At 73.3% G+C, this 20,383-nt stretch carries 20 protein-coding genes; 15 read left to right on the top strand and 5 right to left on the bottom strand.

Going from position 1 to position 20,383, the window contains the following annotated elements; translation table 11 throughout:
- The first annotated feature begins 293 nt into the window (after nucleotides 1-293).
- The 5 genes from ABIC52_RS03515 (at nucleotide 294) to ABIC52_RS03495 (ending at nucleotide 4,822) form a co-directional block, all read left to right on the top strand.
- A complete protein-coding gene (locus ABIC52_RS03515) occupies nucleotides 294-941 on the top strand; it encodes an ABC transporter permease (RefSeq protein ID WP_354026627.1) in 648 nt (215 codons plus the stop codon).
- Complete coding sequence (locus ABIC52_RS03510) at nucleotides 928-2,220, top strand: ATP-binding cassette domain-containing protein (protein WP_354026626.1); 1,293 nt, start codon at nucleotides 928-930, stop codon at nucleotides 2,218-2,220. Before ABIC52_RS03515 ends, ABIC52_RS03510 begins: the two co-directional genes overlap by 14 nt.
- Complete coding sequence (locus ABIC52_RS03505) at nucleotides 2,217-2,996, top strand: ABC transporter permease (protein WP_126892059.1); 780 nt, start codon at nucleotides 2,217-2,219, stop codon at nucleotides 2,994-2,996. The genes ABIC52_RS03510 and ABIC52_RS03505 overlap by 4 nt, the downstream gene beginning before the upstream one ends.
- A complete protein-coding gene (locus ABIC52_RS03500; protein ID WP_354026625.1) occupies nucleotides 2,993-4,081 on the top strand; it encodes a glycine betaine ABC transporter substrate-binding protein in 1,089 nt (362 codons plus the stop codon). Before ABIC52_RS03505 ends, ABIC52_RS03500 begins: the two co-directional genes overlap by 4 nt.
- Before the next feature lie 213 nt (nucleotides 4,082-4,294).
- Nucleotides 4,295-4,822, top strand: coding sequence for a GNAT family N-acetyltransferase (locus ABIC52_RS03495; protein WP_126892058.1), 528 nt, complete (start codon nucleotides 4,295-4,297; stop codon nucleotides 4,820-4,822).
- Between the two features lie 6 nt (nucleotides 4,823-4,828).
- On the opposite strand, the gene ABIC52_RS03490 is transcribed toward ABIC52_RS03495, so the two are convergent.
- Entirely contained in the window at nucleotides 4,829-5,104 is a 276-nt protein-coding gene (locus ABIC52_RS03490) for a hypothetical protein (RefSeq protein WP_126892057.1), read from the bottom strand.
- A 101-nt stretch (nucleotides 5,105-5,205) separates the two neighbouring features.
- On the opposite strand from ABIC52_RS03490, the gene ABIC52_RS03485 reads away from it, so the two are divergent.
- The 3 genes from ABIC52_RS03485 to ABIC52_RS03475 are packed head-to-tail and all read left to right on the top strand — an operon-like array spanning nucleotide 5,206 to nucleotide 7,821.
- Entirely contained in the window at nucleotides 5,206-5,892 is a 687-nt protein-coding gene (locus tag ABIC52_RS03485) for a hypothetical protein (RefSeq protein WP_126892056.1), read from the top strand.
- Between the two features lie 36 nt (nucleotides 5,893-5,928).
- On the top strand, nucleotides 5,929-7,374 hold the full coding sequence (locus tag ABIC52_RS03480) for a phytoene desaturase family protein (protein WP_126892055.1): 1,446 nt from the start codon (nucleotides 5,929-5,931) through the stop codon (nucleotides 7,372-7,374).
- 3 nt (nucleotides 7,375-7,377) lie between these two features.
- Nucleotides 7,378-7,821, top strand: a complete 444-nt coding sequence (locus ABIC52_RS03475; RefSeq protein ID WP_126892054.1) for an SRPBCC family protein — start codon at nucleotides 7,378-7,380, stop codon at nucleotides 7,819-7,821.
- A gap of 53 nt (nucleotides 7,822-7,874) precedes the next feature.
- On the opposite strand, the gene ABIC52_RS03470 is transcribed toward ABIC52_RS03475, so the two are convergent.
- Nucleotides 7,875-8,693 (bottom strand): shikimate 5-dehydrogenase, encoded by an 819-nt coding sequence (locus ABIC52_RS03470; protein WP_126892053.1) that lies wholly within the window; start codon nucleotides 8,691-8,693, stop codon nucleotides 7,875-7,877.
- A gap of 87 nt (nucleotides 8,694-8,780) precedes the next feature.
- Here ABIC52_RS03470 and ABIC52_RS03465 point away from each other — a divergent pair, with 87 nt between their 5' ends.
- Nucleotides 8,781-10,154 carry an L-serine ammonia-lyase gene (locus ABIC52_RS03465; protein ID WP_126892052.1) on the top strand — a complete coding sequence of 458 codons (1,374 nt, stop codon included), beginning with the start codon at nucleotides 8,781-8,783 and terminating at the stop codon, nucleotides 10,152-10,154.
- Nucleotides 10,155-10,172: 18 nt separating this feature from the next.
- Here the strand turns inward: ABIC52_RS03465 and ABIC52_RS03460 are convergent, their stop codons facing one another.
- Complete coding sequence (locus ABIC52_RS03460) at nucleotides 10,173-10,394, bottom strand: hypothetical protein (protein WP_126892051.1); 222 nt, start codon at nucleotides 10,392-10,394, stop codon at nucleotides 10,173-10,175.
- 102 nt (nucleotides 10,395-10,496) lie between these two features.
- Between ABIC52_RS03460 and ABIC52_RS03455 the strand changes: the two genes are divergently transcribed.
- From ABIC52_RS03455 to ABIC52_RS03430, 6 genes are all read left to right on the top strand, one after another.
- A complete protein-coding gene (locus ABIC52_RS03455; RefSeq protein ID WP_250366337.1) occupies nucleotides 10,497-10,745 on the top strand; it encodes a hypothetical protein in 249 nt (82 codons plus the stop codon).
- A 117-nt stretch (nucleotides 10,746-10,862) separates the two neighbouring features.
- Nucleotides 10,863-12,548: a bifunctional 3'-5' exonuclease/DNA polymerase gene (locus tag ABIC52_RS03450; protein ID WP_354026624.1), complete on the top strand. Its 1,686-nt coding sequence runs from the start codon at nucleotides 10,863-10,865 to the stop codon at nucleotides 12,546-12,548.
- A gap of 77 nt (nucleotides 12,549-12,625) precedes the next feature.
- Nucleotides 12,626-13,525, top strand: coding sequence for a phosphatase PAP2 family protein (locus tag ABIC52_RS03445; RefSeq protein ID WP_354026623.1), 900 nt, complete (start codon nucleotides 12,626-12,628; stop codon nucleotides 13,523-13,525).
- Between the two features lie 10 nt (nucleotides 13,526-13,535).
- Nucleotides 13,536-15,236: a serine/threonine-protein kinase gene (locus ABIC52_RS03440; protein WP_209675694.1), complete on the top strand. Its 1,701-nt coding sequence runs from the start codon at nucleotides 13,536-13,538 to the stop codon at nucleotides 15,234-15,236.
- A gap of 92 nt (nucleotides 15,237-15,328) precedes the next feature.
- A complete protein-coding gene (locus ABIC52_RS03435) occupies nucleotides 15,329-15,574 on the top strand; it encodes a hypothetical protein (RefSeq protein WP_354026622.1) in 246 nt (81 codons plus the stop codon).
- Between the two features lie 57 nt (nucleotides 15,575-15,631).
- Nucleotides 15,632-15,835 carry a hypothetical protein gene (locus ABIC52_RS03430; protein ID WP_126891055.1) on the top strand — a complete coding sequence of 68 codons (204 nt, stop codon included), beginning with the start codon at nucleotides 15,632-15,634 and terminating at the stop codon, nucleotides 15,833-15,835.
- 47 nt (nucleotides 15,836-15,882) lie between these two features.
- On the opposite strand, the gene ABIC52_RS03425 is transcribed toward ABIC52_RS03430, so the two are convergent.
- Both ABIC52_RS03425 and car read right to left on the bottom strand, forming a co-directional pair.
- Complete coding sequence (locus ABIC52_RS03425; protein ID WP_354026621.1) at nucleotides 15,883-16,821, bottom strand: aldo/keto reductase; 939 nt, start codon at nucleotides 16,819-16,821, stop codon at nucleotides 15,883-15,885.
- A 144-nt stretch (nucleotides 16,822-16,965) separates the two neighbouring features.
- Entirely contained in the window at nucleotides 16,966-20,337 is a 3,372-nt protein-coding gene (car, locus tag ABIC52_RS03420; RefSeq protein WP_354026620.1) for a carboxylic acid reductase, read from the bottom strand.
- Nucleotides 20,338-20,383 lie beyond the last annotated feature (46 nt).

Genomic DNA, 20,383 nt, shown 5'->3' with positions numbered 1-20,383 from the left:
GCCCGCAGCACTGCACGGCCCGGGGACGGCCCGTCGTACCCCGTACGACGGGCCGTCCCCGTTCCGACGCAGGACGCCCGGGTAGCCGACCGCCGCTCGACATCGTTACCGTTCTCCCAGGTGAGGGGCCGGCACCTGCCCCTGACCGGGGCTTTCTCCCTGCGTGGAATTGCAGGATCTGCACGGGTCGGTTGCTTGCCGTTGGTCAGGTACCCCGTCGCCTGCGTACGGTCGGTCAGGTTCGTGCCCCGGTCTGTGGGCCGTTCGGCCGACCAGGGAGGGGTGCACACACCGTGTTCCAGTACGTCGTGGAGCGATGGGACCAGATCTGGTTCTCGTCGTGGCAGCACTTCTCACTGGTCGTCCAGTGCACCGTGCTCGCCACGCTCATCGCCGTGGTGCTCGCAGCACTCGTCTACCGCAGTCCGCAACTGACGTCGATCGCGAACGGGGTGTCCGCCGTCGGGCTCACCCTGCCGTCGTTCGCCGTGATCGGTCTGCTGATCGTGCCGCTCGGGTTCGGCGTCGTGCCGTCCGTCGTCACCGTCGTCTTCTTCGCCACGCTGCCGATCCTGCGGAACGCGGTGGTCGGCCTCGCCGAGATCCCGCCGACCGTCGTCGAGTCCGCGCGGGGGATCGGCATGAGCCGGATGCGCACCCTGCTGCAGATCGAGCTGCCGATGGCGTGGCCGATCATCCTGAGCGGCGTGCGGGTGTCCGCGCAGATGGTGATGGGCATCGCCGCCATCGCCGCCTACGCGCTCGGCCCCGGACTCGGCGGCTTCATCTTCTCCGGGCTCTCCCGGCTCGGCGGCGCCAACGCCCTGAACTCCGTCGTCGTCGGGGTGGTCGGGGTCGTCCTGCTCGCCCTCGTCCTCGACCTGCTCCTCATCGGCCTCGGCCGCCTGACCACCCCGAGAGGTATCCGTGTCCAGCACTGACCACGCCAGCACCGACCACGCATCCGGCACCGCGCCCGAGGGGGACGTGACCGGTCGAAGCATCCTGCTCGACGAGGTCACCAAGCGGTACCCGGGGCAGCAGAAGCCCGCCGTCGACGGCATCACGCTCGAGATCCCGGCCGGCAAGGTCGTCATGCTCGTCGGCCCGTCCGGCTGCGGCAAGACCACCACGCTCAAGATGATCAACCGGCTCATCGAGCCCACCGAGGGGCGCATCGTCGTCGGCGACGAGGACGTCACCAGCATCGACGGCGACGAGCTCCGCCGCCGCATGGGCTACGTCATCCAGGCCGGCGGGCTCTTCCCGCACATGACGGTCGCGGCGAACATCGCGATCGTGCCGAAGATGCTCGGCTGGTCGAAGGAGAAGATCGCCGCCCGCGTCGACGAGCTCCTCGACCTCGTCTCGCTGGACCCCGACACCTACCGCGACCGCTTCCCGCGGGAGCTCTCCGGCGGCCAGCAGCAGCGCGTCGGGGTGGCCCGGGCGCTCGCCGCCGACCCGCCCGTCCTGCTCATGGACGAGCCGTTCGGTGCCGTCGACCCGATCACGCGGCAGCGCCTGCAGGACGAGCTCCTGCGCATCCAGGAGGAACTGCACAAGACGATCGTCATCGTCACGCACGACTTCGACGAGGCCGTGAAGCTCGGCGACTGGATCGTGATCTTCACCGAGGGTGCGCACATCGTGCAGTACGACACCCCGGAGCGCATCCTGGCCGAGCCGGCGAACGAGTTCGTGGAGAACTTCATCGGCTCCGGCGCCGGCCTGAAGCAGCTGACGCTGAACCGCGTGCGGGACGTCGACGTCGTCGACGCCGTCACCTGCTCGCCGGGCGAGGACGCGAAAGCCGTCCTGCAGCGCATGGACGAGGCCGGACGGCACGGGCACGCCGTCGTGGTCGACCGCCGCCAGCGCCCGATCGGCTGGCCGTCGCGTCGGCAGCTCGAGCGCCTCGACCGCATCCCCGAGGGCATCGACCCGGCCCTGCCCGTCGTCGGCGAGGCCGCGACGCTCAACGACGCGCTCGACACGATGCTCGTCTCGAGCGCCGGTGCCGCGCTCGTCACCGGTCGCCGCGACGCCTTCCGCGGCGTCATCACCGTCGAGACCGTCATGGAGGCCATCACCCGGTCCCGTGCAGCCGCGGCGGACGAGCAGGCGTACACGCCCGTCGGCACGAACACGAACCCGATCGAGACCCTGCCGTCCTCGCCCGTGGCCCCGACGGTCGCGACGTCCGGGGAGGACCTGTGACCACCGTCGCGACCGACGCCCCCGCCGCAGCCGGCCCGGGCACCGCGCAGCGCACCCCGTGGAAGGGGCTGCTCGTCCAGCCGATCGCGATCCTGGTGGTCCTCGCCGCCTGGGTCGTCTGGCTGAACACGGCGGACCTCAGTGCGACCGAGCGCTCGACCCTGAACCCGTCGGGCATCCTCGAGCTCACCGGCCAGCACCTCGTCCTGACGCTCCAGGCCACCGTGCTCGTGCTCGTGATCGGCATCCCGCTCGGGGTCCTGCTCACCCGCGGGCCCTTCCGACGGGCGAGCACCACCGTCATCGCCGTGGCGAACTTCGGCCAGGCGGCCCCCGCGGTCGGGCTCATCGTGCTGCTCGCGGCCTGGCTCGGCCTGAACAGTTGGTCGGCGGTCGTCGCCCTCGTGCTCTACGCGATCCTGCCGGTGCTCCGGAACACCATGCTCGGTGTGCAGAGCGTCGACGACCGGCTCGTCGAGGCCGGCCGGGGCATGGGCATGAGCGCCCTCAGCGTGCTGCTCAAGGTCGAACTGCCGCTGGCGGTCCCGGTCATGCTCTCCGGCATCCGGACGGCACTGGTGCTGCTCGTCGGTACCGCGAGCCTGGCGACCTTCGTCGGGGCGGGCGGCCTCGGCCTCCTCATCACCACGGGCGTGAACCTGTTCCTGCCGAAGGTGCTCGTCTCCGGGGCGCTCCTGGTGGCGCTCCTCGCCCTGACCATCGACTGGATCGGCCGCGTGGTCGAGACGGTCGCACGACCGAAGGGACTCCGATGATGCCCGCCGACGCGACGCACGCCGACGCGACGCACGCCGACTCGACGCACGCCGGACCGCGGGACGCGAGCCGCGCCTCCCGTCCGTCCGCCCGTCGCCGCTGGGTGACCGCCGCCGCCGTGGCGGGGGCGAGCGCCCTCGTCCTGACCGGCTGCGGCCTGCAGCCCGCCGCGTCCTTCGTGCCGGGCGCCGCCCCGGGGTCGATCCAGCGCATCGACGACCTGCCGGACGATGCGAAGCTGACCGTCACGTCGAAGAACTTCACCGAGCAGCTCGTCCTCGGCAAGATCGCCGTCCTCGCCGCGAAGGCGGCCGGGTTCGACGTCACCGACGAGACGAACGTGCCGGGGTCGGTCGCGGTGCGCGAGCTGATGACCTCGCACGGCGCGGACTTCACGTACGAGTACACGGGGACCGCCTGGCTGACCTTCATGGCGCACGAGCAGGGGATCCCGGACAAGACCGAGCAGTGGCAGGCGGTCAAGGACGAGGACGCCGGCAACGGGCTGACCTGGCTCGAACCCGCGCCGATGAACAACACCTACGCGTTCGCGGTGCGTGACGAGGCCGTGTCCGAGCTCGACGACGTGAAGACCCTCTCGGACATCACGAAGCTGCCGGTCGACCAGCGCACGTTCTGCGTCGAGTCGGAGTTCAACTCCCGTGCGGACGGCTTCAAGCCGATGCTCGAGAAGTACGGACTGGAGCTCGGCGGGTCCGGCGAGAACGGCGTGCCGACGTCGAACGTCAGCATCCTCGACACCGGCACCGTGTACACCGCGACCGACCGGGGCAAGTGCAACTTCGGCGAGGTCTTCACCACCGACGGCCGCATCAAGTCGCTCGGCCTGACGGTGCTCGAGGACGACCGCGGGTTCTTCCCGGCGTACAACGTCGCGCCCGTGATCGACTCGGAGACGCTGGAGGAGTACCCGCAGCTCCGCGACGTGTACGACCAGATCTCACCCGAGCTCACCGACGAGGCCCTGCAGGAGCTGAACCGCCAGGTGGACGTCGAGGGGCGCGAGCCGGCGGACGTCGCGTTCGAATGGATGGTGGACAAGGGCTTCATCACGGCGCCCTGACGGACGGGCGGTCGGACGGGAGGCGCGGTGCCGGTGGGTGCCGCGCCTCCCGTCGTCCGCCGGGTCGCTTCGATCGCGTCGGCGGTACCGCGGTCGCGTCGCGTCGCGTCGCGTCGCGTCGCATCACGTCGCGTCGCGTCGCGTCGCGTCCTGCGTCCGTGCCGGACCTCCCGACTCCGGACGTGCCGGGTCCGCGTGCATAGTGTCGGACGCGTGACGGCTTCGGGACGGGACCTCGGCGACGGGTACGCGCTGTCGTTGCGCGACCTGAGCACCGTCGACGCCGTCCACGACCTCGTGCAGGCCAACCTCGCGCGGCTGCGGGCGGCGGAGCCCTGGGCGTGGGCGTCGGTCTCGCGGGACTCCCTCGTGCTGCACACCGAGCAGCTCCTCGGGCAGTACGCGATGGACCGCGCGGTCCCCTGCGTCATCCGCGTGGACGGACGCATCGTCGGGTCCGCGTCGCTCGCCCTCGACCCCTACCTGGGCCAGGCGTCGCTCGGCTACTGGATCGACGAGCGGTACGAGGGCCGGGGCATCGTCCACCGGGCCGCCTCCGCACTGGTGGACGTCGCCCGCGAGCGGGGGAGCGCCCGGGTGGAGGTCCGCACCGGCGTCGACAACGTCCGGAGTCGGGCGTTGGCGGAGCGGCTCGGGTTCGTGCACGAGGGGACGCTGCGCAGTGCCCTGCCGCTCGGACCCCGGCGGGTCGACGTGGCGGTGTACGGGCTGGTGACCTGACGGCCGTCAGCGACCCTGGGTCGCACCCGACCACACGGCGAAGGTGCCACCGAGGACGAGCAGCACGCCGACCAGGATCCACACCGCCAGGGCGACGAGGTTGAGCAGGATCCCCCACCCCGCCCGGCCGCGCGCCATCGGTTCCCGGCTGCGGGACGCGATACCGAGGCAGAGGCCGACGACGGGGGCGAAGAAGGTCCAGCCGGCGAGGAGCGAGCAGATCCCGAGCACGAGGCTCGCGGTGCCGAGGCCGGTCCGGGGGGTGTGCTGCACGGTGGTCATGGCATCGACGCTACGGGTCGTCGACGTGGCGGCGCGTCCCTCCGGGGTGTGATCGCGGGTCCTCCTGCGGACGGACGGCCGCACGCCGGTATCGTCGGAGCATGGCCCTGTTCGGACGACGCACCAGGAACGACGTTCGCGACCGACCCGTGAGCCAGGTCGAGCTGAAGCGTGCCGTGGACGAGGGCTTCCTCATCGCCAAGGCCGCGGTCACCGTCGCCGTGGCGAACCGCATCATCACGAACGCCCTCCGCGACCAGGGGTACTTCGACCACGCCGTCATCGCCGAGGCCACCCGCGAGGAACTGCACCGCATGGCCGAGGAGCAGCGCGGTGACGCCGCCCGCATGCGCGAGATCCGGTCGACGTCGAGCAACAAGCGGGGGCGCTCGCAGCACCAGCACGACTACAAGCGCGGCGACGACCTGAAGCTCCGCACGCGCGAGGCCACGTACGAGCAGCTCGCCGAGATGCTCGACCGGCGGCGCGACGACCAGGGCTTCGTCGACCGCATCGTGCTGCAGGCCCGTGCCCGGGCGTGGGACGACATCGGCACGACTGTCGTCGGACGCCTCGGGTGGGCGCAGCGTCCGACCGAGGACTACGAGATCGGCCGCGACGAACGGCTGCAGCAGATGCTCGACGAGGACTTCGCGGCGCTGCTCGCCGAGCACCCGGCGGGCGCCGAGGCACCGGTCGCGACGCCCGTCGACGCGGACGAACCCGACGAGGGTGACGGCCCCGAGGACGGCACGGACCCCGCCGACGTGGACACCGCCCGCCCCTGACCGCTCGCGGGGGCACCGGTCCCTAGGCTCGGACCCATGGTTGATGCGGTGGTCGTCGGTGCCGGACCGAACGGACTCGCGGCGGCGGTGACGCTCGCGCGGGCCGGCCTGTCGGTGGAGGTCGTCGAGCGGAACGACACGATCGGCGGCGGCGCCCGCACGGCACAGCTGACGCTGCCCGGGTTCCACCACGACGTCTGCTCCGCGGTGCACCCGATGGCGCTGCAGTCCGAGTTCTTCCGGCTCTTCCGCATGGAGGACCGCATCGAGCTCCGGCTGCCCGAGGTGCAGTACGGCCACCCCCTCGACCGCGGTCGCGCCGGCATCGCCTACCGGGACCTCGAGCGCACCGCGGAGGGCCTCGGGATCGACGGCCGGGCGTTCCGGAACCTCATGGCGCCCCTGTCCGGCAACGCCGACCAGGTCGCCGACTTCGCCACCGACGCGCTGCTGCACGTCCCGCGGCACCCGCTCACGGTCCTGCGGTTCGGCCTCCGCGCCCTCGAGCAGGGCAGCGCCGCGTGGAACGCCCGCTTCCGCGACGAGGTCGCGCCCGCGATGGTGTCGGGCGTCGCCGCGCACTCGATCCAGCACATGCCGTCCCTGTCGACCGCCGCGGCCGCGCTGTCGCTCGGGTCGTACGCGCACGCCCGCGGGTGGCCGGTGCCGATCGGCGGCAGCCAGGCGATCGTCGACGCGCTCGCCGCCGACCTCGTCGCGCACGGCGGCACGATCGAGACCGGCCGCGAGGTGCGCTCGCTCGCCGACCTCACCCCGGCGAAGGCGGTCCTCTTCGACACGAGCGTCCCGGGCATGCTCCACATCGCCGGGAAGCAGATCCCCACCCCGAAGCGCGGGGCACTGCGCCGCTTCCGGTTCGGCAACGCGGCGGCGAAGGTCGACTTCGCGCTGTCCGACCCGGTGCCGTGGACGAACACCGAGCTGCGGAAGGCGGGCACGGTCCACATCGGCGGCACCCGCGCGGAGATCGCCGAGGCGGAGCGGGCGGTGGCGCAGGGTCGGCACGCGGAACGCCCCTACGTGCTCGGCTCGGAGCCGACCGTGGTCGACCCGGGTCGTGCACCCCGCGGCAAGCACGTCTTCTGGGCGTACGCGCACGTGCCGGCGGGTTCCGACGTCGACCCGACCGACTCGATCGTGCGGCAGGTGGAGCGCTTCGCACCCGGGTTCCGCGACACGATCCTGCAGTCGAGCAGCCGCACGGCCGTGCAGATGGGGGAGTACAACCCGAACTACGTCGGCGGCGACATCGCCGCCGGGGCCGCGAGCTTCTGGCAGCTCGTCAAGCGGCCCGTCCTGTCGTCGGACCCGTGGCGGATGGGCGGCGGCATGTACCTGTGCTCGGAGGCGTCCGCGCCCGGTCCGGGTGTGCACGGCATGGCGGGTTGGCACGCGGCCCGCAGTGCGCTGCGCCACACCTTCGGACTGTCCGAGCACGTCGACCTCGCACCGGAGGAATGAACCATGGCGAAGAACGTCCGCATCCTGCACTGCAGCCCGGAGGCCGTCTTCGACGTGCTCCGCGACGGCTGGCTCTACCCGACCTGGGTGGTCGGCGCCTCGCGCATGCGCGGCCAGGACCCGGGGTGGCCCGCCGTCGGCACGGAGCTGCACCACTCGTTCGGCATCTGGCCGTTCCTGATCAACGACACGACGATCGTGCTCGAGGTCGACGAGCCGCGTCGCCTGGTGATCCAGGCGAAGGGCTGGCCGGTCGGTGAGGCCCGCGTCGAGGTCGAGGTGGAACCGCATCCGCGGGGGAGCCGCGTGACCCTGCGTGAGAACCCCGTCCGGGGCCCGGGGTCGCTCGTCCCGGGGCTCATCGCGCAGCCCGGCATCTGGATCCGCAACAACGAGAGCATCCGGCGCCTCCGCTGGGTCGCGGAGGGTCGCGCGGGCGTCCACTAGACGGTCTGGAGGCTCGTGGCGGCGCCGCCACGAGCCTCCAGACCGTCATCCGGTCACTCTGCGCGACTGAACTCGCTCGCCCGACGCACCTGGTCGTCCGTCAGGGCGACGCCCGTGTACCGCTCGAACTGGCGCGCTGCCTGCAGTGCGATGACCTCGGCGCCGGTGATCACGCGCGCACCGGCGGCGCGACCGGCCCGGACCAGCGGGGTCTCGGAGGGGAACGCGACCACGTCGAAGACGGTGGCCGCGGCCTCGACCCGCTCCTGCGCGAAGGCGAGTGCCTCCTCGTCCGCACCGCGCATGCCGAGGGGCGTGACGTTGACCAGGACGTCGGCCTCCGGTGCTGCCTGCTCGGTCTCGACCCAGTCGAAGCCGTACTGCTCGGCGAGGGCGGCACCCGTCTCCGCGTTGCGCGCGACGACGGTCAGTTGCTCGAAGCCCGCGCCGCGGAACGCCGCCGTGACCGCCTTGGCCATGCCGCCGGACCCGCGGAGGACCACGCGGGCCGACGGGTCGACCTCGTGCGTGCGGAGCAGCGACGCGACGGCCTCGTAGTCGGTGTTCGACGCGGTGAGCACACCGCCGTCGTTCACCACGGTGTTGATCGACTGGATGGCGGCCGCGGACTCCTCGACCACGTCGACGAGGGGGATGATCGCCTCCTTGAAGGGCATCGACACCGAGCAGCCGCGGATGCCGAGCGCGCGGATGCCGGTGACCGCGCCGGGCAGGTCGGACGTCGTGAACGCCTTGTAGACGAAGTCCAGCCCGAGCTCGTCGTAGAGGAAGTTGTGGAAGCGCGTGCCGATGTTGCTCGGGCGGGCAGCGAGCGAGATGCAGACCTGCATGTCCTTGTGGAGGATGGGCATGGCACGAGTCTCCCACGCCCGTGCCGATGGAGCGGTCCACTTCCGCTGCTCCGGAGCCGCGCCGTCCGGACGGGTTAGTGTGGCGGGGTGCCGGTCTCCGTCTTCGATCTGTTCAGCGTCGGGATCGGCCCGTCGAGTTCCCACACCGTCGGGCCGATGCGAGCCGGAGCGGCCTTCGCAGCCGGGCTCGCCGACGCCCCCGTGGCCGGCCTCGACGTCCACCTGTACGGCTCGCTCGCCTCGACCGGCCAGGGGCACGGCACGCTCGGGGCGGTGCTCGCCGGCCTGATGGGGTCCGACCCCGAGACCGTCGACCCCGACGTGATGGCGGCCGCACTCGACGAGCTCGAGCAGACCGGCGCGCTGCGGCTCGCGGGAGGCGCGACCGTGCCGTTCCGCCAGACCGACATCGTGCTGCACCCGCTCACCATGCTGCCCCGGCACCCGAACGCGATGCGGCTCCGGGCGACGGATGCGGCGGGCACGGTCCTGGCCGAGGAGACCTACTACTCGATCGGCGGCGGGTTCGTCACGACCGACACCGAGGGCGCCGTGGCCGAGGCCGCCATCCCCGTCGACGACGCCGTCCCGCACCCGTTCTCGAGCGGCGCCGAGCTCCTCGCGGCCTGCGCCGTGACCGGCATGCCCGTCAGCGGCATCGCGATGGCGAACGAGACCGCCACCCGGAGCGAGGCCGAGGTCCGCGCCGGACTCCTGCACGTGCACGACGTCATGCGCGAGAGCGTCGACCGCAGCATCCGCCGCACCGGCACGCTGCCCGGGGGACTGACGGTCCGTCGTCGCGCGGCGAACTGGCACGAGCAGCTCACCCGCGACGACCCGCACCACGACCCGCTCTTCGCGATGGAGTGGGTCAACCTCACCGCGATGGCGGTCAACGAGGAGAACGCCACGGGCGGCCGGGTCGTCACCGCCCCGACGAACGGCGCCGCCGGCATCATCCCCGCGGTGCTGTACTACGCGCTGACGTACGTCTCCGAGGTCGCGCCGGAGGACCGCGACGACGCCGTGGTCCGGTTCCTGCTCACCGCCGGGGCGATCGGCTCGATCTACAAGGAGCGGGCGTCGATCTCCGGCGCCGAGGTCGGCTGCCAGGGCGAGGTCGGCTCCGCGGCGTCGATGGCCGCAGCCGGGCTGGCCGAGGTGCTCGGCGGGACGCCCGAGCAGGTCGAGAACGCCGCCGAGATCGCGATGGAGCACAACCTCGGGCTGACCTGCGACCCGATCGGTGGTCTCGTGCAGATCCCGTGCATCGAGCGCAACGCGATCGCCGCGAACAAGGCGATCAACGCGGCCCGGATGGCGCTCCGCGGCGACGGTGTGCACCACGTGTCGCTCGACCAGGTCGTCGAGACGATGCGCCAGACCGGCGCCGACATGTCCACGAAGTACAAGGAGACCGCGATGGGCGGTCTGGCGGTCAACGTCCCGCTCTGCTGAACGGGCGCGACCGGGCGGTCAGACGACCCGCATCTCCAGCGGGACGGCACGCGGCGCGACGTGGTGCTGCCCGTCGTCCGCGCGGACGATGAGGGCAGGACGCCCCGGGGTGTCGAGGACGTCGACCGCCGTGCCGGCGACGAGGCGCCCCCGGTCGCGGTAGCGGACGACCGCGTGGATCGGGACGTCGTCGGCGGGGACCGGTCGCCACCGCGGTGCTCGTGCGCGTTCCGTCTCCATCGCTCCACCATGGCGTCTGTCCGATTCGCGCACCAAATCGCCGACGGTCGCTCAAGTACGCTGCCGAGCGCCGGCGCGGTGGCCGCGGGTACGGTCGGTCCCATGAGCGACACGGACCACGACCACCTCGGCGACGGCGTCGACATGTCCTTCGAGGAGCGCCGCCAGGACACCCTCCGACGGATGTCCGGATCGGACGAGCACGACGCCGACCCGCGCGTCGAGGTGTCCCGCGCCGAGGACGGAGACGTGCGCATCGACGTCGCCGACTCCGCGGCCGTCCGACCGGGCGACGCCGCCGGCACCGACCCCCGCACCGACGCGGCGCAGGATCCCCACCACGCCGACTGAGCCCTCCCCCTCCGCCTCCCGCCTCCGCACCACGCAACCTCGGCGACACCTCGCAGCGCTGTACCGCTGCGAGCACCCGCTGACGTTGCGTCTCGCGGAAGGGAGGATGATCGTCGGGTGCACCTCGTCCTCCGCCGCGTCGACGGCGGCGTCACCGCGACGCCCCTGACCGACGCTGGGGAGTCGGCCGGTGCGCCGACGCGCCTGGACGAGCCGGGCCTCCCGGCCTTCGTCGCCGCGCACGACGCTCCCGACGTGCGCTGGGTCTGGGACGACACCGCCCGCTGGTACCCGGCCGTCCTGGCGGCCGGCGGACGCGTGGGCCGCTGCATCGACCTCCGGCTCTGCCGGCGCATCCTGCGGGGCGCGCTCGCCGCACGGGGCACCGCCCTCGCGGCGGCCCCGGTCGACACGTGGGACGCCGCCGGCCAGGAGGCCCGGCCCGCCCGCCCGACGCAGGCCCGGCTCTTCGACGACGCGCTCTTCGCCGTCGTGCCGGCCGACGACACGGCCGACCCGGTCGCCGAGTTCCGGCTGCAGCTCGACGCGATCGCCACGTCGACGACCCCGGGAGCACTGCGCCTGCTGACGACCGCGGAATCGGCCGGGGCGCTCGTCGCGGCCGAGATCCTGCACGCCGGGCTGCCCTGGCGCGCCGACGTGCACGAGCGCCTGCTCGAGCAGGAGCTCGGACCGCGTGTGCCCGCAGGAGTGCGACCGCGTCGGCTCGAGGAGCTCGCCGTGGAGATCCGGGCGCACCTCGGCGACCCCGGCCTCAACCCGGACTCGCCCGCCGACGTCCTGCGGTCGCTCAGAGCAGCCGGACTGATGGTGTCGTCGACCCGCAAGTGGGAACTGCGGGAGCTCGAGCACCCCGTCATCGCACCGCTGCTCGAGTACAAGCAGCGCTCCCGGCTGCTCACGGCGAACGGCTGGGCCTGGCTCGACGAGTGGGTGCAGGACGGGCGGTTCCACCCGAAGTACGTCGTCGGCGGGGTCGTCACCGGCCGCTGGGCGGCGGACGGCGGCGGCGCGATGCAGCTGCCGAGGACCGTCCGCAGCGCGGTGGTCGCCGACGACGGGTGGGCTTTCGTCGTGGCGGACGCGGCGCAGCTCGAACCGCGGGTCCTCGCGGCGATGGCCGGTGACCGGGCCATGGCCACCGCCGGGGACGGGCGGGACCTGTACGACGGCGTGGTGGCCTCCGGTGCCGTGGAGACCCGGCAGCAGGCCAAGGGTGCGATGCTCGGCGCGATGTACGGCGCCACCCAGGGCGACGCCGGACGGCTCGTGCCGCGGCTGGCCAGGGCGTTCCCCGCGGCGCTCGGCCTCGTCGACCGCGCCGCCCGCGCCGGGGAGCGGGGCGAGCCCGTCACGACGCTGCTCGGCCGGACGTCACCCGTCCCCGACGAGGCCTGGTTCGCCGCACGGAACCGCGCGTGGTCGGTGGACGGCACCCCGGCGCAGCAGCGGGCGGTCGAGGGACGTGCGCGCAGCTGGGGGCGCTTCACGCGGAACTTCGTGGTGCAGGGCACGGCGGCCGAGTGGGCACTGGCGTGGATGGGGTCGCTCCGCACACGGCTCGCGACGCGGTTCCCGGGCCCGCTGACCGTCGGCCCGCACCTGGTGTTCTTCGTGCACGACGAGCTCGTGGTGCACACGCCCGTCGAGCACGCAGCGTTCGTGGCCGAGCAGGTCCGCGCCGCGGCGGTCGACGCCGGACGCCTGCTCTTCCGGGACTTCCCGGTGGTGTTCCCCCTGACGGTGTCGACGGTGCGCGACTACGGGGCGGCGAAGGACTGAGGTCCGCCGCACGGTCCGGGCGCGCGCAGCGTGGTCCGGTCCGGGTGCTCGCAGCGTCCGACGGGCAGGGTGGGACGATGCAGCGTGCCGACCACGAGGACCCGACGGACCCACTCGCGGCGGCCGCCGGGCGGGTCGACCGCGACGAGCGCTCCGCCGTCGACGCGGACCGGCACCTCGGCACCGTCGACCTGACGTCGTGGCGCTCGCGTGCCGGTCACGCGGTCGCCGAGGCCTGGGCCGCGCTCGGCCGCCGGTACGGCGCGCTCCCGCTGCTCGTGCTGACGCTCCTGATCGGCATCGGCGTCGCGGTGACGGCGACCTGGGCGGCGTCGGAGGTGTACGACGCGGTCCGCGAGTCCGACGACGTCGCCGTGCTCGACCGTCCGGTGCTCGACTGGATGCTCACCCTGCGCTCCCCGTTCGCCGACCGCGCGGTCACGTGGTGGACCGACATCGCCGGGACGATCGGGATGCCGATCGTCGCGGTGTGCTTCCTGATCGGCTTCACGGTGCAGCGCCGCGCCTGGACCCCACTGGTGCTGCTCGTGGCGGCGAGCGGCGGCTCGCTCCTCATGACGATCGCGGGCAAGGACCTGATCGGCCGTGCCCGTCCGCCGCTGTCCGACGCGGTACCGCCGTACGAGCACTCGGCGTCGTTCCCGTCCGGTCACACGCTCAACGCCACGGTCGTCGTCGGCACGATCGTCTACCTGCTCATCCTCCGGCAGTCGCGGACGGTGACCCGCGTGTGGACGATCGTGGTCGGCACGCTCTTCGTGCTGTCGATCGGCGTCTCGCGGGTGTTCCTCGGGCACCACTGGACGACGGACGTCCTCGCCGCGTGGGCGCTCGGGCTGGCGTGGTTGTCGCTCGTCATCACAGCGCACCGGCTCTACCTGACGGCCCTGCACCGGGGCGCGGAACCCGTCCGTCGCGGTGGTGGACCGGCACGCCCGGTCAGGTCGCCACGGTAGGTTCACCCGCATGGACGAACGGCTCTTCGGCGGCAGGTACCGCGTCACCGGCACGCTCGGGCACGGCGGCATGGCCTCCGTCTACCGCGCCGTCGACGAGCAGCTCGGCCGCGAGGTCGCCGTCAAGGTCTTCCGGATCGGCGCCGTCGACCACGGCGAACGTGCCCGGGCCGAGGCGGAGATGCACACCCTCGCCGCGCTCCGCAGCCCGTCGCTCGTCACGCTGTACGACGCCGCGCTCGACGACGAGGACGGCGACTCGTACCTCGTGATGGAGCTCGTCCCCGGCAGCGACCTCGACACCCGGCTGCGCGAGGGACCCCTCGACACCACGACGACCGCCCGGATGGGTGCCCAGGTCGCCGAGGGGCTCGCCGCCGTGCACGCGCAGGGCATCGTGCACCGGGACGTGAAGCCCGCGAACGTGCTGCTCGAGAGCGACGGGGAGCACGTCAAGCTCGCCGACTTCGGCATCGCCCTGCTCCGCGACGCCGCCCGCGTGACGGGGACGGGGACCGTGATCGGCACCGCCGCGTACATCTCCCCGGAGCAGGTCCTGGGCCGCGAGGTCACCGGCCAGGCCGACGTCTACGCCCTCGGGCTCCTCCTGCTGCAGTGCCTGACCGGCGAACGGCCCTTCCCCGGCACGGCGGTCGAGTCCGCCACCGCGCGGCTCACACGGGGTCCCGAGATCGACCAGCACCTGCCCACCGCGTGGCGGACGCTGCTGCACGTGATGACCGCGCAGGACCCGTCCGAGCGACCGACCGCGGCCGAGGCGGCCCGACGCCTCCGGGCTCTCGAACGCGACGGGTCGGCTCCGGCGACGCAGCTGCTCCCCGGCGGCCCCGGCACCCTGACCCGCGCAGCCGGCGGCGCGGCAGGCGCAGGGGCCGGTCTCGCGGGTGCCGCGCTCGGCGCCGGTGGTCCGGACGCGGCCCGTGCCGACCAGGCCACCCAGGCGATGCCGGGTGCAGCGGACGCCGACCAGGCGACCCGGGCGATGCCGACCGCAGGCGGTGCCGACGCCGCGACCCGCGCGTACGACCGACCCGCGGCGCAGGACGACGTCGCGACCACGGTCCTCGGTGCCCAGCGCGGCGCCGGTGGAGCGGGCGCCGCCGCTGCTGCGGGCGGAGGAGCGGCGGCCGGCGGTGCCACGGTACGGGGAGCCGGTGCTGCCGGGCGCGGGGGTGTCGCCACGGACGAGCCGAAGCGGCGGCGTACGGGGATCATCGTCGCGGTGGTCGTCGGGCTCCTCGTGCTGGCCGGCATCGGCGTCGCGCTCTTCGCCCTGGGCGGCGGGGACGACCCCGCTCCGGCGCCGACCGGATCCTCGTCACCGACGGAACAGCAGACGAGCGAGCCGGACCAGCAGCCGAGCCAGGAGCAGCAGCCGAGCGAGCCCGAGCAGGAGCCGAGTCAGCCCGAGCAGCAGCCCAGCCAGGAGCAGCAGCCGAGCGAGCCCGCGGAGGAACCGAGCCAGCCCGCCGACGACCCGACCGTCGGTCCCCAGCCGGGCGGCCCGGCGTCGAACCCCGTCGAGGCACCTCAGGGCGGTCAGGGCACCAGCGGCAACGGCAACGGCAACGGCAACGGTCCCGGGAGCAACAGCGGCAAGGGCAAGGGGGCCGGCGCGGCGGACACGACGGTCGACACCACGGTCGGGTCGCTCACCGAGGGGCCGGCGAAGGGTCCCGGCCGGGGCTGACCCGTTCGCGGCCGGGTACCCGAGTCCGGTGCGGGACGCGGTGGGCGGACATCGTCCACCGCGCCTCCACCGACCGGGAGCACGCTCGGGTCATGTCGATGAGCACACCGTTCGATCCGCAGCAGCCCGGTGCCGACCAGCTCGGAGCCGACCTCCCCGTGGACGGGAGCGACCAGACCGAGATCGAGGTCGAGGAGGACCGCGGCGCCGACGTCGGCCCCGACTCGGTCGACCCGTCGGTCTCACCCGCCCCGCACGAGGACGAGGACGAGGCCGGCGGTGGCCCGGTCTTCCGCCGACCCGAGGCGGGCGACCGGCTGCACCCCGACGACCTCTGACGGACACCGTCGAGGCCTGACACCTCGCTGCCAGCCGCGGGCGGCAAGCTCGTCCGCATGTCGTTCGCGAACGCGTGGGACCCGTCGAAGGGTCGCGCCATCCCAGAGGACCAGGCCACCGAGGACGGGCTCGAGCTCGACGAGGACTCCGCCGCCGAGCTCGGCATCTCGTTCGGCGTCGTGGGCGGAGCATCGGCCGACCCGACCCGGGTGTCACCCGTCGACGTCCGCGTGCCGAGCGCCCCGACCGCCGACGACTGACCCTCGGCGGTCGGGCCGGAACCCGGCCCGGCCGCCCCGATCCCCGGTCAGGGGACGGTGTGCCCCGCCGCCGTCAGGACGCGGTACCACTCCTCGCGCGAGAGCTCGACGTCCGAGCCCGCGGCCGAGTCCCGCACGCGCTGCGGGTTCGTCGTGCCGAGGACGACCTGGAAGTGCGCGGGGTGGCGGGTGATCCACGCCACCGCGATGCCGGTCGGGGTCACGCCGTGCGCCGACGCGAGCTCCTCGAGCACGTCGTTCAGCTCGGCGTACTGCTCGCGGTCGCCGAGGAAGACGCCGTCGAAGAAGCCCTTCTGGAACGGCGACCACGCCTGCAGCGTCACGTCGTTCAGGCGTGCGTGGTTGAGGATGTCGTTGTCGCGGTCGATCGACTGGTCGAGACCGGCCATGTTCGCCGTCAGTCCCTGGGTGATGACGTTGGCGTGCGTGATGCTCAGCTGTACCTGGTTGAACGCGAGCGGCTGCCGCACGGACCGCTTGAGCAGCTCGACCTGACCCGGTGTGTGGTTCGAGACCCCGAAGTGGTGCACCTTGCCGGCGGCGTGCAGCTCTTCGAACGCGCGGGCGACCTCCTCGGGCTCCACGAGCGCGTCGGGGCGGTGCAGGAGCAGCACGTCGACGTAGTCGGTGCGCAGTGCCTCGAGCGATTCGTGCACGGACTCGATGATGTGCTCGTACGAGAAGTCGAAGTACGCGCCGTCCGGCGTCGGGCGGATGCCGACCTTGGTCTGCAGCTGGATCGCGGCACGCTCGGACGGCGACAGGGTGACGGCCGACCCGAAGCGCTGCTCGCACCCGTGCCAGACCCCGTACACGGCGGCGTGGTCGAACATCGTGACGCCCGCGTCGCGCGAGGCGGTGTAGAGCTCGCGGATGTCCTCGTCGCTCATGTCGTTGATCCGCATGAGGCCGACGACGACGTCGGACGCGGTGAGGTCGGTCTGTGGCAACTCCAGTGTCTTCACGTGCTCGATCCTGCCAGCAGCTCGCCGTGCGCAGACAGGCCCTGCCGGTGCCCGTCGGGGCGGGCCCGGCAGGGGCGTCCGGCGTGAGCGGGTGACGGACGGGAGGCGCGGTGTCGGACCGGCACCGAGCCTCCCGTCCGGTGCTCAGCGCGTGGGCGACGCGACCCGGCCGAGCAGGCCGAGGAACGTCAGGTCGTCCGCCACCTTGGTGATGAGCGCGTGGTCGAGCGACGGGACGTCCGGCGACCCGAGCGGGCGCACCGCCCGCACGGCCGCCGTGAACGCGTCGGCGGGGATCGCGGACCCGGCGTGCGGAGCCTCCGGCACCGCGAAGGCGTGCAGCAGCGGGAGCACGGAGCGCGCGCGGTCCTCGTCCGGCAGTGCCTCGAGCGCCGACCGGAACCGGTCGACCCACTCGGCGTGGTCCTCGATGCGTTCGATCGCGTGCCCGTCCTCGACCAGCCAGTCGACGAAGGTGTCGAGCGAGACACCGTCGTCGTGCGGGTTGACGACGTTGAACGTCCGGTGACCGTCGACCACGGACGCGCCGATGGCGTCGATCGCTGCGGCCGTGAAGTCGGCGGGCAGGCCGTCGTAGTGCGACCGCTGCACCCGGCCGTCCGGGGTCCGCTGCACGAAGGACCCGGGTGCCAGCCCGGTCGCGAGCACGCTCCAGACCAGGCGCGTGAACACGTCCGGCAGGTTCACCTGGCCGCGCCAGCGCGGGTGCGCCAGGACCATGTCGGAGCGGAACACCGCGACCGGGACCCCGTGCTGCTCGTGCGCCTCGCGGAGCAGCACCTCGCTCGCCCACTTGCTCGCGCCGTAACCGTTCGCGTACTCGTCGGCGACCGTCCACTCGGGGATCGTCGACCGGATGTCGGCCCGTTCGTCGAGTGCCGCGGGGGCGTCGGGGGCGACGTCCTCGGACGCGCTCGGGCGGGCTCCGCCGGCGACCGCGACGCTCGACACGAAGGTGACGGGGACGCTCCCGGCGGCGATCGCGAGTCGGACGACCTCGGCGGTGCCGACGACGTTGGGCCCGAACAGTGCGGAGTACGGCAGGACGTGGTTCACCAGGGCGGCGGCGTGCGCGACGAGGTCCACCCGTGTGGCGAGGTCCTCCCACCGCGGTTCCTCGAGGCCGAGCAGGCGCTCGCTGACGTCGCCCGCGACCACCTCGAGCGCCCCCGAGAGCTCGGCGAACCGGTCGGCGAACGCGGGATCGGCCGCGAACGCGGCGTCCAGTCGACGACGGGCAGCGGCGTCGTCCGAGCCGCGCACGACGCAGACCAGCGTGCCGCCGACCGGTGCGAGCCGTTCGAGCCAGTCCATCGCGGTGAAGCGGCCGAGGTAGCCGTTCGCGCCGCTGAGCAGGACGGTGCGGGGCCCGTCCGGGGTGGTGCGGGGCGCGCGTGCGACCGGCTCGGGGACCGCGCCGAGCAGGCGGTCCACCCGCAGGTCCGACGCGCGCAGCACCGCCGGGTCCGCGCCGTGCACGCGGGCGACGGTCGGGCGGTCGTCGGTGGCCGATCGCTCGACGTACGCGGCCACGGCGGCGAGGTCGTTCGTCGGGTCGGTGATGACGCCGACGGGCACCTCGGTCTCGAAGACGTCCTCGAGGACCCCGGAGAACGTCAGGGCCGACAGTGAGTCACCGCCGAGGTCCGAGAACCGCGCGGCCGACGCGGCTGCCGTGCTGACCTCGGCGCCCAGCAGGTCACGGGCGGCACGGACGACCGTGTCGACGGTCGGTTCGTCGCCGACGTGCTCGCGCAGCGTGGCGACGAGGGTGCCGCTCTGCTGCTCGGCGGCCGCGTCGTAGAGCGCGGCGAACCGGTCCCCGTAGCGGGCGGTGACCCGGGGACGGAGGAGCTTGCGGGCATCGGAGAGCATGCCGTTGTCGACCGTGAAGGGGTCCGGTTCGACGACGATCGCTCGGGGCACCTCGTACGGGGCGAGCCCGTGCGCGCGGGCGGTGCGCTGCAGGGCGGCGAGCAGGTCGCCCTCCGTGGCCTCCGGGTCGACGGGCACGACGACCGCGACGAGGAACGCGTGCCTGCTGTCCCCGTGCAGGGCGATCTGCCGGACCTCCGGCGTCCCACCGTAGGTCGCCTCGAGTGCGGAGACCGCGACGAACTCGCCCTGCGAGAGCTTGATGACGTTGTTCCGACGGTCGAGGTACTCGTACGTGTCCGGACCGGTCTGCGCCATCACGTCGCCGGTCCGGTAGAACCCGTCCTCGTCGAACACCGCGGCGGTGACGTCCGGGCGACGGAAGTACCCGGGGATCACCGCGGTGCTCCGCACGAGCAGCTCGCCCCGCGGGTGCGGTCGGTCGGTGGTGCGGTAGCCGAGCTCGGGGACGTCGACGAGCTTGTGCTCGGTGACCGGCGGCTGCTGCACCACGCCGTCGCGCAGGATGCTGCCCGCCTCGGTCGAGCCGTACAGGTCGTGCAGCGGGACGCCGAGGCACGCCTCGAGGTACGTGCGGAGCTCGGGCGTGAGCGGGGCGCTGGCGCACACGGCCTGCCGGACGCGACCGCCGAAGGCACGCGTCCGGAGGTCGTCCTGCACCTGTGCACGCACGGCCGCGGCGTCGGTCGCGCCAGCGGCTCCGGTCGCGCCGGCGGTGAGTCGTCGCTGCTCCTCGCGGGCGCCCTCCTGGCGGACCATCTCGGCGATCCGCGGGACGAGGACGAGCTCGGTCGGCGCGTAGACCCGGAGGTCCTCGAACAGGGCCGACAGGTCGGTCGAGGTCGCGAGCGCCACGGTGCCGCCGCGACCGAGCGTGGCGAGCAGCGCGGCGCGACCGGTCAGGTGGCTCAGCGGCAGGTAGGCGTAGCCGACGGTCACCGCGCCCGGGTGGTCCGGCGGCAGTGCGTGCCAGAGCCGCTCGACCATGGACCGCGTGTACATCGCGCCCTTCGGGGTCCCGGTGCTGCCCGAGGTGTACAGCAGCAGGGCGAGGGGGTCCTCGTCGGGTGCCGGTCGCCACGGGGTCGGCTGCGGCCGGTCGCGGCCCCGCGCCACCAGGTCGGCGAGCGTCGGCAGCGCTGCCGCATCGTCGGTGCCCTCGGCACCGGTCGCGCCGCCGGCCGCACCCGCCGTGTCGAGCAGGACGGTGCGGACCTCGGCTGCTGCCGCGTCGGTGACCGCCCGGGCCGTCGCTGCCTGGTCGGCGGTGACGCCCAGCCACACCGGCGTCGTCTCGTCGACGATCGCACGGAGCTGCTCGACGGGCGCACTCGTCTGCAGCGGCACGCTCACCGCGCCGAGCACCGAGCACGCGAGCTCGAGGGTCACGACGTCGGCGCTCGGGGGACCGAGCACCGCGATCCGGTCACCCGGGGCCACGGTCTCGCCGAGCACCGCCGCGAGGGCCCGCGCACGGTCGCGGAGCTCCCGGAAGCTCGTGTCGGTGACGACGTCGCCGTCCCGCTGTCGGAGCGCCGTTCGGTCGGCGTACCGGTCGAACACCGCCTCGACGGAGGTGTCCTCGTCCTGCTGCACCATGGTGGTTCCCTTCCTCGTTCGTCCGACGCGCCCCCGCGCGCGGCGT

Origin of the sequence: Curtobacterium oceanosedimentum (assembly GCF_040545555.1) — a bacterium.
Lineage (GTDB): Bacteria > Actinomycetota > Actinomycetes > Actinomycetales > Microbacteriaceae > Curtobacterium.
Note: the sequence above shows the minus strand (reverse complement) of the source record. Positions and strands in the feature narration are given on the sequence as shown.

Excerpts from the sequence above, each read along its gene's own strand:
- ABIC52_RS03485 (WP_126892056.1), top strand. The coding sequence starts at position 5,206 with ATGGCCCTGTTCGGACGACGCACCAGGAACGACGTTCGCGACCGACCC.
- ABIC52_RS03470 (WP_126892053.1), bottom strand. The coding sequence starts at position 8,693 with ATGCCCATCCTCCACAAGGACATGCAGGTCTGCATCTCGCTCGCTGCC.
- ABIC52_RS03490 (WP_126892057.1), bottom strand. The coding sequence starts at position 5,104 with ATGACCACCGTGCAGCACACCCCCCGGACCGGCCTCGGCACCGCGAGC.
- car (WP_354026620.1), bottom strand. The coding sequence starts at position 20,337 with ATGGTGCAGCAGGACGAGGACACCTCCGTCGAGGCGGTGTTCGACCGG.
- ABIC52_RS03460 (WP_126892051.1), bottom strand. The coding sequence starts at position 10,394 with ATGGAGACGGAACGCGCACGAGCACCGCGGTGGCGACCGGTCCCCGCC.
- ABIC52_RS03500 (WP_354026625.1), top strand. The coding sequence starts at position 2,993 with ATGATGCCCGCCGACGCGACGCACGCCGACGCGACGCACGCCGACTCG.
- ABIC52_RS03440 (WP_209675694.1), top strand. The coding sequence starts at position 13,536 with ATGGACGAACGGCTCTTCGGCGGCAGGTACCGCGTCACCGGCACGCTC.
- ABIC52_RS03455 (WP_250366337.1), top strand. The coding sequence starts at position 10,497 with ATGAGCGACACGGACCACGACCACCTCGGCGACGGCGTCGACATGTCC.
- ABIC52_RS03475 (WP_126892054.1), top strand. The coding sequence starts at position 7,378 with ATGGCGAAGAACGTCCGCATCCTGCACTGCAGCCCGGAGGCCGTCTTC.
- ABIC52_RS03435 (WP_354026622.1), top strand. The coding sequence starts at position 15,329 with ATGTCGATGAGCACACCGTTCGATCCGCAGCAGCCCGGTGCCGACCAG.
- ABIC52_RS03445 (WP_354026623.1), top strand. The coding sequence starts at position 12,626 with ATGCAGCGTGCCGACCACGAGGACCCGACGGACCCACTCGCGGCGGCC.
- ABIC52_RS03430 (WP_126891055.1), top strand. The coding sequence starts at position 15,632 with ATGTCGTTCGCGAACGCGTGGGACCCGTCGAAGGGTCGCGCCATCCCA.
- ABIC52_RS03480 (WP_126892055.1), top strand. The coding sequence starts at position 5,929 with ATGGTTGATGCGGTGGTCGTCGGTGCCGGACCGAACGGACTCGCGGCG.